Annotated in this window: 15 protein-coding genes and 1 riboswitch; of the genes, 4 read left to right on the forward strand and 11 right to left on the reverse strand. The window is 36.2% G+C overall.

Annotated features, from left to right (window positions below):
- Window positions 1–73 precede the first annotated feature (73 nt).
- From EK417_RS08450 to EK417_RS08470, 5 genes are all read right to left on the reverse strand, one after another.
- The gene (locus tag EK417_RS08450; RefSeq protein ID WP_136521906.1) at window positions 74–706 is read right to left on the reverse strand and encodes a hypothetical protein; all 633 of its coding nucleotides are present in this window, start codon (window positions 704–706) and stop codon (window positions 74–76) included.
- A gap of 190 nt (window positions 707–896) precedes the next feature.
- A complete protein-coding gene (locus EK417_RS08455; protein ID WP_076594215.1) occupies window positions 897–1,832 on the reverse strand; it encodes a YeiH family protein in 936 nt (311 codons plus the stop codon).
- 143 nt (window positions 1,833–1,975) lie between these two features.
- Window positions 1,976–2,851, reverse strand: a complete 876-nt coding sequence (locus EK417_RS08460) for a LysR family transcriptional regulator (protein ID WP_076594216.1) — start codon at window positions 2,849–2,851, stop codon at window positions 1,976–1,978.
- Between the two features lie 128 nt (window positions 2,852–2,979).
- The gene (locus EK417_RS08465) at window positions 2,980–4,287 is read right to left on the reverse strand and encodes a voltage-gated chloride channel family protein (RefSeq protein ID WP_181446072.1); all 1,308 of its coding nucleotides are present in this window, start codon (window positions 4,285–4,287) and stop codon (window positions 2,980–2,982) included.
- Between the two features lie 31 nt (window positions 4,288–4,318).
- Window positions 4,319–4,386, reverse strand: a riboswitch (Fluoride riboswitch).
- Between the two features lie 160 nt (window positions 4,387–4,546).
- A complete protein-coding gene (locus EK417_RS08470) occupies window positions 4,547–5,014 on the reverse strand; it encodes an acyl-CoA thioesterase (RefSeq protein ID WP_047423514.1) in 468 nt (155 codons plus the stop codon).
- Window positions 5,015–5,135: 121 nt separating this feature from the next.
- On the opposite strand from EK417_RS08470, the gene EK417_RS08475 reads away from it, so the two are divergent.
- Window positions 5,136–5,492 carry an arsenate reductase family protein gene (locus tag EK417_RS08475; protein ID WP_076594217.1) on the forward strand — a complete coding sequence of 119 codons (357 nt, stop codon included), beginning with the start codon at window positions 5,136–5,138 and terminating at the stop codon, window positions 5,490–5,492.
- Window positions 5,493–5,617: 125 nt separating this feature from the next.
- On the opposite strand, the gene gcvT is transcribed toward EK417_RS08475, so the two are convergent.
- From gcvT to idi, 3 genes are read right to left on the reverse strand one after another with little or no spacing between them, the layout of a single operon-like run.
- Window positions 5,618–6,694 carry a glycine cleavage system aminomethyltransferase GcvT gene (gcvT, locus tag EK417_RS08480; RefSeq protein ID WP_136521907.1) on the reverse strand — a complete coding sequence of 359 codons (1,077 nt, stop codon included), beginning with the start codon at window positions 6,692–6,694 and terminating at the stop codon, window positions 5,618–5,620.
- A 9-nt stretch (window positions 6,695–6,703) separates the two neighbouring features.
- The gene (locus EK417_RS08485) at window positions 6,704–7,177 is read right to left on the reverse strand and encodes a hypothetical protein (RefSeq protein ID WP_076594219.1); all 474 of its coding nucleotides are present in this window, start codon (window positions 7,175–7,177) and stop codon (window positions 6,704–6,706) included.
- The gene (gene idi / locus EK417_RS08490) at window positions 7,177–7,686 is read right to left on the reverse strand and encodes an isopentenyl-diphosphate Delta-isomerase (RefSeq protein ID WP_110367290.1); all 510 of its coding nucleotides are present in this window, start codon (window positions 7,684–7,686) and stop codon (window positions 7,177–7,179) included. The genes EK417_RS08485 and idi overlap by 1 nt, the downstream gene beginning before the upstream one ends.
- Window positions 7,687–8,244: 558 nt before the next feature.
- Here idi and EK417_RS08495 point away from each other — a divergent pair.
- Window positions 8,245–8,655 carry an LNS2 domain-containing protein gene (locus EK417_RS08495; RefSeq protein ID WP_076594524.1) on the forward strand — a complete coding sequence of 137 codons (411 nt, stop codon included), beginning with the start codon at window positions 8,245–8,247 and terminating at the stop codon, window positions 8,653–8,655.
- Window positions 8,656–8,741: 86 nt separating this feature from the next.
- Entirely contained in the window at window positions 8,742–9,701 is a 960-nt protein-coding gene (locus EK417_RS08500) for a D-2-hydroxyacid dehydrogenase (protein WP_076594221.1), read from the forward strand.
- Between the two features lie 77 nt (window positions 9,702–9,778).
- Here the strand turns inward: EK417_RS08500 and mscL are convergent, their stop codons facing one another.
- Window positions 9,779–10,156, reverse strand: coding sequence for a large conductance mechanosensitive channel protein MscL (gene mscL / locus EK417_RS08505; protein WP_076594222.1), 378 nt, complete (start codon window positions 10,154–10,156; stop codon window positions 9,779–9,781).
- Between the two features lie 246 nt (window positions 10,157–10,402).
- On the opposite strand from mscL, the gene EK417_RS08510 reads away from it, so the two are divergent.
- Complete coding sequence (locus EK417_RS08510; RefSeq protein WP_136521908.1) at window positions 10,403–11,920, forward strand: NAD(P)H-hydrate dehydratase; 1,518 nt, start codon at window positions 10,403–10,405, stop codon at window positions 11,918–11,920.
- Between the two features lie 114 nt (window positions 11,921–12,034).
- Here EK417_RS08510 and lgt read toward each other — a convergent pair whose 3' ends face one another.
- Together lgt and yidD are read right to left on the reverse strand one after the other, a co-directional pair.
- Window positions 12,035–12,883: a prolipoprotein diacylglyceryl transferase gene (gene lgt, locus EK417_RS08515; RefSeq protein ID WP_076594525.1), complete on the reverse strand. Its 849-nt coding sequence runs from the start codon at window positions 12,881–12,883 to the stop codon at window positions 12,035–12,037.
- 450 nt (window positions 12,884–13,333) lie between these two features.
- Window positions 13,334–13,585, reverse strand: a complete 252-nt coding sequence (gene yidD, locus EK417_RS08520; protein WP_034695943.1) for a membrane protein insertion efficiency factor YidD — start codon at window positions 13,583–13,585, stop codon at window positions 13,334–13,336.
- Window positions 13,586–13,674: the final 89 nt, after the last annotated feature.

Below are 13,674 nucleotides of genomic sequence, written 5' to 3' on the forward strand. Positions count from 1 at the left end.
TAAATATTGTCTAATTTTATGTCAACCTATTTTAGGACTAGTCAAAAGGTTTAGGCTGGATCTTATTATTTCCTTATCCCCCCAAAGCCACTACAGAAATCTGAGCTGAGGTAATGGAAGAAGTTCTGGTGTAATCAGTAGTAAGTTTGAAAGTATCACCAGGGTTTAAATATACTACATAGGTGAAATTCTGATTAGTTGATTGTGTTCCAGGAAGATATCCGTTGATTATAATATTTACGACAATGTTGTTGACTAATAAGCTAACAGCCGATGATCCGTCAGTTGGATTATTCATACTGACATCTTTGTTTACGGTTGCTGTAATTTGATAATATCCCTGTTTTAAAGCTGTATATACACCGGTAGCTGAGGCATAAGTAAAATTATTAAGAAGCGGATTGGTATTAAAAATAACAGTTGCTTGTAAGTTCGCAGCAATATTAGAGCTTTTTGTTGTTTTACTTCCTATTACCGAAGTGCTGGGAATAAATAAACTGCTTTTTACTTTTAATACCCCGTTGGGATCTGTAACGACCAATTTGTCTGTAGAATCAGTACTGATGTTTGAATTGATATCCCTTATTCTGATATTTCCACTGGCCACATCAATAGACTCTGTAGGCTGTGCTGTCTTTATACCTATCTGTGAAAAGGCAAGTCCCGGCAGTAATATAAATGACAGGTTTACAATTGTTTTTTTCATTTGTTGTTTTTTAGAAATAAAAATCATTCTGATTGCGAATTTATATAATACCTTCGAAAACGTAATAATAAAAACATACATCAAATATACATCACTTATCTATGATTTATTAATAGGTGCTTTTTTTGAATAATGATGTACATGAAGCGAAACAACTAGATCAAGAAAAAAATATAAACGACAGAGATAATTATCCTATAATATAGACCAGACTTCCTGTACTGATAACAACCCATAGAATTACTGCGACTAATAAAGGTTTTAATCCTATTGATCTCAACGTTTGAATAGAAAGGGTAGAACCAATGAAAAATAAGGTCAGATTCAATCCTGATTTTGCCAAAACTGTAATGGAAGCACTGAAACGGTCAAGAAACGGGAAGTAAGTATTCAAAAGAATCGCCACAATAAAATAACCAATAAACCACGGAATCTTTATTTTGGAATCCTTACTTTTAAAAATAAACATGGTAATCAACGAAACAGGGATGATCCATAAAGCACGGGCGAGTTTTACTGTAGTTGCAATTTTCAAAGCTTCATCTCCATACTTACCGGCGGCACCTACTACAGAACTTGTATCATGAATTCCTACTGCACACCAGAGTCCAAACTGTTCCTGGGAAAGATTAAGAAGATGCCCTACGGCAGGGTAAATGAATAATGCAATAGAATTTAGGGTAAAGACGATCGCCAGGGCAAGAGAGATCTGCTTGGTGCTTGGTTTAATAATAGGAGATACTGCTGCAATTGCACTCCCTCCACAAATAGCTGTTCCAGCAGAGAGAAGATAGGATAAAGGTCTTTCCAGTTTAAATGCTTTTCCCAGCAAATACCCCAGAATCATGACTGTAAAAATACTTACAACCGTTAATAGTAAACCTTCTTTTCCTGCGTGAAGTGCTTCATCCAGTTTCAGCCCGAATCCCAGCCCAACAATTGAAATCTGCAACAGCAAATGGATATAATGATGCAGATGTTTTTCAAAAGGATTTCCTATGAGAACAGCCAGTACAAATCCTAAAATCAGGGCTATAGGTGAAGATATAAATGGTGTAAGACATAAAACTGCCAATACAATAAAAAAAACTTTCCGTATCGTTTCATTTTGAATGAAATCTTTCATAATGCGAATTTTTAAAATCTGCACCAAAATTCCGGAAAATAGTATTACAAAGTAAATTGTATTTCGTTATGTTGGATAACTAGAAGTTATATCTTTGCTTATCACTTATCACTTATCACTTATCACTTATCATTTATCACCTGTCATTCTGCAAATCTCAGGAAAAGTTTGATAAGTTCAGACTGGTCTCCTTTAGGTAATATAAAATGAAAATCTCTTTCAATACTGAAATTTTTAATATCAATAACGGTCAATATATTGTTTTTAAGCTCATTCAGGATGGTGCTGATGGAAAGAAATGCCATACATTCCGAGTGAAGAAGATAATTTTTAATACTTTCACTGCTTCCCAGCTGCATGACGGTATTCAGCTCATGAATATTAATTTCTTTTTCTCTGAGTCTGTTTTGTATAAACTCTAAAGTCCCGGAACCTTGCTCTCTGAAGATAAGATCCAGTTGATAGAGATCTTTTAAGTTTAAAGTTTTATGAGCAAGAGGATGATCTGACTTTGCTGCCAAAACAATTTCATCCGGCTTAAAAGTTTTATATTCAAAATAAGAAGACTGTGATTCTCCTTCAATGATACCGAGATCAATTTTTTCTTCTTTTAAAAGCGTTGAGATCGTTTCTGTATTTCCTGTAAGAAGTTCAATCTTAATATCTCTGTAATACGAATTGAATTTGGCTAAAATTTCCGGTAAAATATACTGTGCTACAGTTGTACTTGCCCCGATAATCAATTTTCCTTTATGCTGCTGACTGATCTGGCTGATCTCAAATTCCATGTCACGGTAGATATTTCTGATCTTCTCTGCATGCTCAAACAAAATTTTTCCGCTTTGGGTCAGTTGGATAGAAGTTCCTTTACGGTCAAATAATTTAGCGCCTATCTGAGTTTCAATCTCTTTAATGTGTTTAGTAACAGCGGGTTGTGAAATATGCAGCTCTTCTGAAGCCTTAGTGAAGCTTAATCGGGTAGCCACCGTGTGGAAAACTTTTAATCTGTAATCGAACATGGGAGTAAAATTACGAATTAAAGTTGGAAATGGAGTGAGGGAATTGGTGAGTTTGAGAGTTGGAGAATTCGAGAGTTTCGGGTTTCGGGATGCGAAATACGTACTTCGCATCCCTAAACCCGAAACCTTTATAAAAAATCCGAAATAGAGCTGTCCTGCTGGTTTTCAAACCTACTGTTTTTTGCCTCTCCAATCTTCTGTTTTGTATAAATACTGTTATGTCCTGAGAGAAGATAAGAAACTACACAGGCAATGGCTACATACACACCAGATTCTGCTCCGAACAATTCAATTCCCATCAGCATACAGGCTAGTGGAGTATTGGTTGCTCCGGCAAATACAGCCACAAATCCCATTCCTGCCAATAATCCGAAAGGCAGAGGAATAAACAGAGACAAAGCACTGCCTAATGTAGCTCCGATAAAGAACAAAGGAGTAACTTCCCCACCTTTGAATCCAGCTGAAAGCGTCACAATCGTAAAGATCATTTTTAAAGCAAAATCATACAACGGAAGCGGCTTTTCAAAAGATTCTGCAATCACAGGAATTCCTAATCCAATATAGCGGGTTGTGTCTATTGCAAAAACGGCAAGTGCAATAATAATTCCTCCCACAACGGGACGAAACGGAGGATATTTGATTTTTGATTTGAAAACAGAACCCATCCAATGAATTATTTTGCTGAAAGCAGCGGCACAGATTCCGAAGGCTATTCCTGCAAGAATACTGTAGAGGATTGGCAGCAGTTCAAGTTTGGGTATAAAATCAATATGATAATGGGTGTGTTGTACATTCCAGAGATTGGTAGCCCAGTCCGCCAGAATTGCAGAAGCAAATGCCGGAAAGATAGCATTGTAGCGAATTCTTCCCATCAGAAAAACCTCAAGACCAAAAACAGCGCCGGCCAGTGGAGTTCCGAATACAGAACCAAATCCAGCTGCAATAGCTGCAATAATCAATATTTTTCTTTCGTTTCTGTCAAGTTTAAAAGGTCTGGTAAGCTGGTCGGCAATAGCCCCTGCCATTTGAAGTGCGGTTCCTTCACGGCCTGCTGAACCTCCGAAAAAATGAGTTACAATTGTCCCCAGATAAACAAAAGGTGCCATTTTGAAAGGAATGATTCCCTTAGGCTCATGGATTGTATCAATCAGCAAATTGTTTCCGGCCTCAACATCTTTTCCGAAATAATAATAGAGAAGTCCTATCAGAAATCCTGCAACAGGAAGTAAAGCAATCAGCCATAAATGATTTTCCCTGAAGTTCGTTGCCCATTCCAATGACTGAAGAAACCCTGCAGAAGCTGTTCCTGCCAAAGCACCAATAATGATACTGATACACAGCCATTTTAAAATATAGAGAAACGCCGGAAATTTTCTGAAGAAAAAATGAGTGTGAAAAACTGCTTTTTTAACAAGTGTTCGTTGACTTTTTGACATAATACTCCTGATTAGTTATTTGTTAATAATCTTTTAATCAGGCGTCATCAGCTTTTGTAAAGCGGTTGGGTAAGGAAGAACACCATTTCCTTTGATAGTGCAAATATAAAAAGAAGAATTTGTTTTTCAAAAAGAATTTCTTGTTTGCTGGTTGTTTTTGGGCTGCTGATTACCCAGAAACTTTAAATCTTAAACTTTGAACATTTAACATTTAACTTTCATCCTTAAACTCTCAAACCCAAACTCCGCATCTCACGTATTACAAAAAAGGCTTCATCTCATCTTCAATCTGTGTTCTCAGCTCCATCAGGCGCTTTGCATATATTTCCTGTTGTTTCTCTTCTTCTGTTTCCGGTGTCCATTTCGGTACAGGCAGCTTTTTTCCATTTTCATCTACAGCTACAAAAACGATGATACAGTGGGTTTTTTTCTCAAAGTTTGGCTGTTTCAGGTTTCTTGAAAAAACATTGATGGCGATATGCATGCTTGAAGTTCCGGTATAGATCACCTGTGCGTCTACTTTTACAACTTCACCAATTTTAATGGGATCATAAAAACGGATTCCCCCTACATATACTGTGACAGAATAATTACCGCTCCAGGTTGTCGCACATGCATAACCGGCCTGGTCAATCCATTTCATGACACTTCCTCCATGTACATTTCCTCCGTAATTAACATCTGAAGGTTCCGAAATAAACTGAAAAGTAATAGGCTTGTTCTGCATCTTTATAAAATTTGAATAAAGTTATTTAATAATTTCCAAAGTTTTAGATTAAATCCTACTTTTGAAAGACGAAACTTTCAATGAAAGGGAATTTTAACCAATAACAGATTTAGCAACAGTAATGAAGAAAGTATTTTATCTCAACACCTGTGATACCTGCAGAAAAATTTTAGCCCAATTTGATCTTACAGACTGGGAACTTCGCGAAATAAAAAAAGAACCTGTCACGAAAGAGGAATTGGCAGAAATGCATAAGAAAACAAAATCATACGAAGCATTGTTCAGCAAAAAATCTACTCAGATCAAATTGAGAGGACTGGATGTGAAATCACTGACAGAAAAAGATTTTAAAGAATTATTGCTGGATCACTATACATTCCTTAAAAGACCTGTCTTTATAACAGACAAAGAGATTTTTGTTGGAAATGATAAAAAGAATGTGGAAGAATTGCAGAAGTTCTTTGGGGTAAATGAATAAATTTAACCGGAGACTGATTTTGCAAATAATAAACCTTACAGGTTTTTAAAACCTATAAGGTTTGGATATAAACCCAAAAGAGGCTGTGATTTGTTCACAGCCTCTTTTTTGCTATTTTTTTTCAATTATACAAAAGGAGCTTTCACCACTTTTGCAGGAATGTTCTTGTTTCTTACCTGAATAAAGATCTCAGACCCTAATTTGAAGTGAGGTTTGTCCACATAAGCAAGGCCCAAACCTACTTTTTTCATTGGAGACTGTGTTCCTGAAGTTACTTTTCCGATTATGTTTCCTTCTGCATCCACTACAGGATAGTCGTGTCTTGGAACTCCTTTATCTGTAAGTTCAAAACCTACTAATTTTCTTGTAATACCTTCTTCTTTCTGTTTTGCGAAAACATCTTTAGAAACGAAGTCTTTATCAAACTTAGTGATCCATCCTAAACCAGCTTCAATAGGAGAGGTAGTATCATCGATATCATTTCCGTACAGACAGAATCCTTTTTCTAATCTTAAAGTATCTCTGGCAGCCAATCCGCAAGGAATGATTCCTTCTTCTTTACCAGCTTCCATTACAGCATCCCAAAGTTTTTCAGCACTGGTATTGTTGAAATAAATCTCAAAACCTCCGCTTCCTGTGTATCCGGTGTTTGAAATGATCACATTATTTTCTCCTGCAACACTTCCTACAGTGAAATGATAGTAAGGGATTTCTGAAAGGTTTACATCTGTAAGTTTTTGAAGGATTTCAGTAGCTTTAGGCCCCTGAACTGCCAATAAAGACATCTCATCAGAAGCGTTGGTCATTTTAGCTCCGAAAGTGTTATATTTTGAAATATGATTCCAGTCTTTGTCGATGTTGGATGCATTTACTACCACAAAATATTTGTCATCTTCCATTTTGTAAACGATAAGGTCATCTACAATTCCTCCGTTTTCGTTCGGAAGACAAGAATACTGTGCTTTTCCGTTTTCAAGAGCATCTACATTATTGGAAGTTACCAATTGTAAAAGATCTTTTGAGCCTGGCCCTTCGATGAAAAACTGTCCCATGTGGGAAACATCAAATAATCCTGCTTTTTCTCTTACGGCAAAGTGCTCTTCTGTAACCCCTGAGTATTGAACAGGCATTTCAAAACCTGCGAAAGGTACGATCTTAGCTCCCAAAGAAACATGTTTGTCGTACAAGGCTGTTTTCTTCATATTTAATTTTTATTTCTTTATTTTAAAACTGTTAAAAGTCTCATTGAATAAGGTCATATAGTTTCCGTTCCAGAACTTCTGGCCACAATTGATGGAAACTAAATATAAGTTTTTGTCTTTCTGAAAAGCTTTGGTGATCCAGAACAGCTTCTCTTTTTCATCGAAATGTTCATAGAAATATTCTGTATACCCTTTCTGGCTCTTCTTTTCTTTTACTTTTTTCTCTTCATCATGGGATTGATAAAGGGCCAGAATGAATTTTTTTACTTCTTCCTTGGGCAGCGGAAGATCATGGTATTCCGAAATGGTAATAGCTCCGATCTGGCTGGTAGGGAAAATGTTGATAATCTCGCTGTCATTAGTGGATTTCCAGCCTTCAGGAACATTGATAGAGTAATTTGGAGTGTCAAATACACCTGCTTTTTGGGCAAAAAACAGACTTCCTGTCAAAAGAGCAGAAAAGAACAATATTTTTTTCATCATTAAAAATGGTGTTTATATTCTTCGAGGATGATTTTAAACCATTCCGTAAAATTTTCAGGATGTTCGGAAATTTCCTTGTCCAGCTCTTCCATGGAAATGAATCTTACTTCTTCCACTTCTTCTTTATTTAAATTGAAATCAGCTTCATGACTTCCCACAAACACATGATCCAGCTCGTGTTCCCACAGACCACCGCCTACATCTGCTTTGTAAATAAAATTGAATTTTTCTGAAAGTTCCGCTTCAATTCCCAGTTCTTCCTTCAGCCTTCGTACCGCTCCTTCCTGATAAGTTTCCCCTTCTCGCGGGTGTGAGCAAACCGCATTGGTCCATTGGTTGGGAGAATGATACTTCCCTGAAGCCCGTTTCTGAAGAAGCATTTCTCCTTTACTGTTGAAAAGAAATACAGAAAAAGCACGGTGTAACAGGCCATTGATGTGAGCCTGCTGTTTTTCCATCAGTCCTAAAACTTCATCTTCAGGGTTTACTAAAACGACAAATTCTTCCATTCCTACAAATGTAAGAGTAATAAATGTATTTTGGAAATTTTTAGATAAACATCATGCTTTTTATAATAATGATAACAAGATAAAGGGAAACATAAAAAGTAACGGGTAAAATTATCATTCTCCGATTTGTTTTATCTGTAATCCTGATTTACTTTAAGGTTGTTTAAACTTTATATTCATTATTTTAACCACAAAAGACACAAAAGTTTTAAACACTTAAGTTTTCAGAACCAAGCCTTATGCTTAATATGTACACTCAGGTTTTGCGAAAATCTTTGCCTATTGAGCGAAGTCGAAATGTTCCTCTTGTCTGAACTTTTCTGCGGTATCATTTTAAATTAAAACCTTTTGTGACTTTTGTGGTTGGGTAAAGTTTTAACAACTTTTTATTAAAAGAAAATTAAAAACGAAAAATTTTAACCATTTGCAGTAAAATAACGAATAAAATATTGATATTATTCTTTAAATAATAGTTTTTATAGTAAAATATTAACATAAATCGAGATTATCATGCCTGATAGTTGTAAAAACGCTAACTTTGTTACTTAATATTTAATGATGGAATTAGAATACATTGAACACATTAGTCCTATTCTAAAGGATGGAATAAAAAATTATTTAATAGATATCGACGGAACCATTACTGATGACGTTCCCAATGAAGAGCCCGAAAGAATGGTTACCTGCGAACCATATCCTGATGCCCTGGAAACGATCAACAGATGGTATGACGAAGGACATCAGATCTGCTTTTTTACTTCAAGAACCGAAAATCTGAAACAAATCACAATCGACTGGCTGGATAAGAATGGCTTCAAATACCACAGTGTGCTTTGCGGAAAACCTAGAGGAGGAAATTATCACTGGATAGACAACCACCTGGTAAGAGCTACAAGATACAAAGGAAGATTTACGGATTTGGTTGAAAAACAAGTAACCATTGAAGTATTCAAAGAAGACGGAGAATAAAAATATAATTCAAAGATTTAAAGATTAAATGCGAACCTGTTCCTTTAATTTTTAAATCTTTCATTTTTTAATATACTTGATATTTTATGAAAGTTTTAGCAAACGACGGCCTGGATCAATCTGGAATAGATGCATTGACAGAAAAAGGCTTTGAAGTGATTACTACAAAAGTTCCACAGGAGTTTTTAGTAGATTATATTAATGAGCACAAAATCCGCACATTATTGGTTAGAAGTGCTACACAGGTAAGAAAAGATATTATAGACGGATGTCCGTCCATCGACATTATTGGGAGAGGAGGTGTTGGTATGGATAATATTGACGTAGATTATGCAAGAGAAAAAGGAATCCATGTGATCAATACCCCTTCAGCTTCTTCGGAATCTGTGGCGGAGCTTGTTTTCGCCCATTTGTTTTCCGGGGCAAGATTCCTTCAGGATTCGAACAGAAGAATGCCGGTTGTAGGAGATACTGAATTTGCAGGTCTTAAAAAAGCATATGCTGCAGGTATCGAATTGAGAGGAAAAACCATTGGAATTGTAGGAATGGGAAGGATCGGTCAGGAAGTGGCAAGAATTGCTTTAGGACTTGGGATGAGAGTGGTTGCTGCTGATAATAATGTAGGAAGAGCAAGTATCAAAGTGAAATTTTACAACAATCAGTTCATCAATGTTGATATCGAAACAGAGCCGTTACAGGATGTTTTAAAACATTCAGATTTCATTACTTTACACGTTCCTGCACAGAAGGACGGTTACATGATCGGAAAGAATGAATTTGAAATCATGAAAGACGGAGTGGCTATTGTAAACTGTTCAAGAGGTGGGGTTATTGATGAAGCGGCTTTAATTGAGGCTTTGGACTCAGGCAAAGTAAGATTTGCCGGATTAGATGTTTTCATTAATGAGCCAACACCATCCAAAGAAATTCTTACTCATTCCAAAATCTCTCTTACCCCGCACACAGGAGCCTCTACTCTTGAAGCACAGGATCGAATAGGGCTTTCCCTTGCAGAGCAGATTTCAAGTATCTTACAGATTCAATAATTTGAAATAGATCATAAATAAAAGCACCTCGGTCTGCTAACCGAGGTGCTTTTTTATTTTAAACTGTTGTTTGCAGACTAGATATTTTTGCTTTTCAGCAAATCTCTGATCTCCATCAGTAATTTTTGATCTTCTGTAGGTCCGGCAGGAGCTGGAGCCTCTTTTTTGTTTACTTTATTGGCGAATTTAATGATCCAGAAAAGAACCATCGCAATACAAAGAAAACTGATTACTGCGGAAATAAAATTTCCGTAAGCAACACCATTCCATGAAAGTTTTGAAATGTTTTCTGCACCGGCTGCTTTTAATGCCGGGTTGAGTATCAGAGGAGTGATTACATCTTCCACTAAAGAGGAAACAATTTTACCAAATGCTGCCCCAATGATCACACCGACAGCAAGATCGAGAACATTACCCTTAAAGGCAAACTCTTTAAATTCTTTTACAAATCCCATAATTTATATTTTTTTAATTAGCATAAACACAAAAATATAATTAAAAAATGTAAAAAACACTACGTTTTTATAGTTTTTTGTTCCCAAAATATTGAATTTTATGCAGAATTTCTATCATCTGTTTTAATGAATATGCCAACATTATATCAATACATTATTTCATTAATGATGACTTTTTATTTTTATTAATGACGTGATATCATAATAAAAAATCTTTTGTAATTTGCTTAAAAGTTTGTTTTACCTATGAAAGTTTTCACCGCAGAACAGATACGCAGCTGGGATCAGTTTACCATCTCCCATGAGCCTGTTTCTTCTATTCAATTAATGGAAAGAGCTTCAATAGCTGCAGCTCATTGGATTTCGGAGCACTTTAAAAACCATAAGAAACTTGCTGTATTCTGTGGTAACGGAAATAACGGAGGTGACGGCCTGGCTGTCGCAAGAATACTTTATCTGAAAGGTTTTGATGTGGATGTATTTGTTGGTGATTCCAAAAGGAAATTTTCAGAAGATGCTTCTGTAAATCTGAAAAGACTTCGCGATTTGTCGGGAATTTCGGTCAGAAAATTGAGCCCCGGTGAACACTATAATTTCGATGAGAAAACAATTATTGTAGATGCTCTTTTTGGAACAGGATTATCCAGACCATTGGAAGGAGATGATAAAAAGCTTGTTGAACAATTGAATAATAAAAAAAATAGTAAAATATCCATCGATATCCCTTCAGGATTGTCTGCAGATGGAATATTTGATGATAGTTCTGTTATTCTGAAAGCTGATTATACGTTGACTTTCCAATGTTGGAAAAGAACCTTTCTTCATCCTGAAACCGGAAATTATACAGGAAAAGTAGTACTGCTGGATATTGATTTAAGTAAAACATACGCAGAAACAACCGGTTCTGATTACTCTGTGATTGATGATCAGCTGATTGGTTCGATATTCATTCCGAGACAGGAATTTTCTCATAAAGGAACTTATGGTAAGGCAGTTATCGTAGGAGGCAGCTACGGAAAAATAGGAGCTGCAGTGCTGGCAACACGATCGGCGTTGAAAACAGGGGCAGGGCTTACCTTTACACTCGCTCCGGAATGTGGGTATGACATTTTGCAGCTCTCTTGTCCTGAGGCCATGTTTATAAAAGGAGGGGATACATTTATATTCAATTTTGAGACTGATAAAGATGTTACCTGTGGTGTAGGACCCGGTTTGGGAACTCATTCCGGAACAGAGAAAAGCTTTTTGAGTTTTTTGAAAAGCCATTCTCAGCCGTTGGTTCTGGATGCAGATGCGTTGAATATTATTTCAAAAGATCAGAAGAATTTGAAACTGATTCCCAAAAAATCAATCATAACCCCTCATCCGAAAGAGTTTGAGCGACTTTTCGGAAATACAGACAATTCTTTTAAAAGACTTGAACTGGCCAGAAAAAAGGCAAAAGAACTTAATCTTTATATCATTCTGAAAGATCATCACACGCAGATCATTACTCCGCATGGGAAGGTATTTTACAATATAACGGGAAATGCAGGGCTGGCAAAGGGCGGAAGCGGAGATATTCTTACCGGAATTCTTACTTCGCTGCTGGCCCAGAAATATTCCGAGGAAGAGACTTGTATTCTTGGTGTGTGGTTACATGGCAGAGCTGCGGATGTAGCTTCAGAAAAGCATTCAAAAGAATCGATGCTGCCTACTGATGTTATTGATGCGTTGGGGACTGTTTTTGAGGAACTGAACAGGAAAGCAGAAAGGAATCTGTAATAAGGCGAACAGACAAAGAAGTCAATGATTTTAAAATATTTAAAAAGGCAAATCTGTATTTTACAAATTTGCCTTTTTATTTTTTTATTGCTGAATAAAACGTTTAGTCTTCAATTATTCCGGCTTTGCGTTCTCTTCTTCTGTGATTTTAAATTTCTTGGAAACAATCATGATGACAACCCCTGCAATCATAAAAGGAATTGAAAGAACCTGACCTGTATTCAGACCTCCAATCTGGATAAACTCATCTCCCTGTGGCTCTTTAAGGAACTCTACAAAGAATCTGATAGCCCAAAGAATGATAAAGAACAGACCGAATAACCATCCCTGCTGATATTTTTTATCTGTTTTTCTGTAAAGTACCCACAATAAAATAAAGAGAAGAACATATCCTGCTGCCTCAAATAACTGGCTTGGATAACGGGGTACAGTAAGACCATACTCACTGCTCTGCTGCGGGAAAAGAAGAGCAAACGGAGAGTTGGGATCAGCTGGTTTACCAACAATTTCAGAGTTGAAAAAGTTCCCCATTCTTACAAATGCTCCTCCTAAAGCTACTACAATACCCAATCTGTCATATACCCAGAAAGGATTTTTCTTAATAATTTTAAATGAATAATACAGCGTAGTGAAAATCAAAGCAATGGTAGCTCCGTGGCTTGCCAATCCTGAAAATCCTGTAAACTTAAACCCGTTTTTTGTGCTGATGGGTAAAAATACGCTCCAGAAATCTTCTTTAAATAATTCCGGCTGATAAAAGATAACATGTCCTAATCTTGCTCCCAGAATAGTCCCGATTAATGTCCATGTGAACAGAGGTTCAAGGTATTTTTGATTCACATTATCAATCTTAAAGATTCTCATCATTAAAACATAGCCGAAACCAAATGCAAAAACAAACATCAAACTATAAAAGTGAAGCGTAAATGATCCAATGTGAATACCCTTTGAAGGATCCCATATTTTAAAAGAAGTTTTAAGCTCTACTTTATCAGAATCAGTGATAGGTTTTACAGATTTTACAGCATATTTAAAAGTGGTGATGTTTTCTTTGGTAACACCGGTATCAATCAGTTTAAAATTTTTATCGAAAAACTGATATTTTGAATCTTTGTACTTTGCTAAAGTGGAAGCTCCATAATTATAATAAGCAGGTTCAAAACTAGATTCATTAAGGATGACAACAAAAGACTGGTTCTTATCTGATTCTCTGTCCGGAAAAGCCGTAAGGTCTCCCATCTCTGTAGTAGAATAGATTTTTACAGGAATATTGCTTCCATTGATATCTAAAGTTCCGTCAGATAAACCCCCAGGGTATTCCTGTGCAAAAAGAAGCTGCGTTGTAAACGCAAACAGCACAAGATAAATTCTGAAAAAGATAGTATTCATTTTTCTATTGATTTAATAGTTTGATTATTGACATTTATGTTTGGGTGGAACAGGATCATAACCGCTTCCTCCCCAAGGATGGCATCTTAAAATTCTTTTAAATCCCAGCCAGAAACCTTTAAAAACACCATGTACCTGAAGGGACTCAATCATATAATGAGAACAGGTAGGTTCGTAACGGCAGTTTTTGGGAAGTAAGGGCGAGATGAACCATTGGTAAAATTTGATCAAAATTACCAGCGGAAATGTAATGATTTTATTGAATGTAAGTTTCAAAACAATGCAAAAATAGGGTAAAAAAATGAAAATTAGTTTAAATTTGTTATAAGTTTCGGAGATCAGAAATCCGGACATTGATCTTAAAA

The sequence above is a fragment of the Chryseobacterium candidae genome (genome assembly GCF_004916905.1).
Lineage (GTDB): Bacteria > Bacteroidota > Bacteroidia > Flavobacteriales > Weeksellaceae > Chryseobacterium > Chryseobacterium candidae.

Excerpts from the sequence above, each read along its gene's own strand:
- EK417_RS08510 (WP_136521908.1), top strand. The coding sequence starts at position 10,403 with ATGAAAGTTTTCACCGCAGAACAGATACGCAGCTGGGATCAGTTTACC.
- EK417_RS08455 (WP_076594215.1), bottom strand. The coding sequence starts at position 1,832 with ATGAAAGATTTCATTCAAAATGAAACGATACGGAAAGTTTTTTTTATT.
- idi (WP_110367290.1), bottom strand. The coding sequence starts at position 7,686 with ATGGAAGAATTTGTCGTTTTAGTAAACCCTGAAGATGAAGTTTTAGGA.
- EK417_RS08500 (WP_076594221.1), top strand. The coding sequence starts at position 8,742 with ATGAAAGTTTTAGCAAACGACGGCCTGGATCAATCTGGAATAGATGCA.
- EK417_RS08485 (WP_076594219.1), bottom strand. The coding sequence starts at position 7,177 with ATGATGAAAAAAATATTGTTCTTTTCTGCTCTTTTGACAGGAAGTCTG.
- EK417_RS08460 (WP_076594216.1), bottom strand. The coding sequence starts at position 2,851 with ATGTTCGATTACAGATTAAAAGTTTTCCACACGGTGGCTACCCGATTA.
- EK417_RS08495 (WP_076594524.1), top strand. The coding sequence starts at position 8,245 with ATGGAATTAGAATACATTGAACACATTAGTCCTATTCTAAAGGATGGA.
- gcvT (WP_136521907.1), bottom strand. The coding sequence starts at position 6,694 with ATGAAGAAAACAGCCTTGTACGACAAACATGTTTCTTTGGGAGCTAAG.
- EK417_RS08470 (WP_047423514.1), bottom strand. The coding sequence starts at position 5,014 with ATGCAGAACAAGCCTATTACTTTTCAGTTTATTTCGGAACCTTCAGAT.
- EK417_RS08475 (WP_076594217.1), top strand. The coding sequence starts at position 5,136 with ATGAAGAAAGTATTTTATCTCAACACCTGTGATACCTGCAGAAAAATT.
- EK417_RS08450 (WP_136521906.1), bottom strand. The coding sequence starts at position 706 with ATGAAAAAAACAATTGTAAACCTGTCATTTATATTACTGCCGGGACTT.
- EK417_RS08465 (WP_181446072.1), bottom strand. The coding sequence starts at position 4,287 with ATGTCAAAAAGTCAACGAACACTTGTTAAAAAAGCAGTTTTTCACACT.
- mscL (WP_076594222.1), bottom strand. The coding sequence starts at position 10,156 with ATGGGATTTGTAAAAGAATTTAAAGAGTTTGCCTTTAAGGGTAATGTT.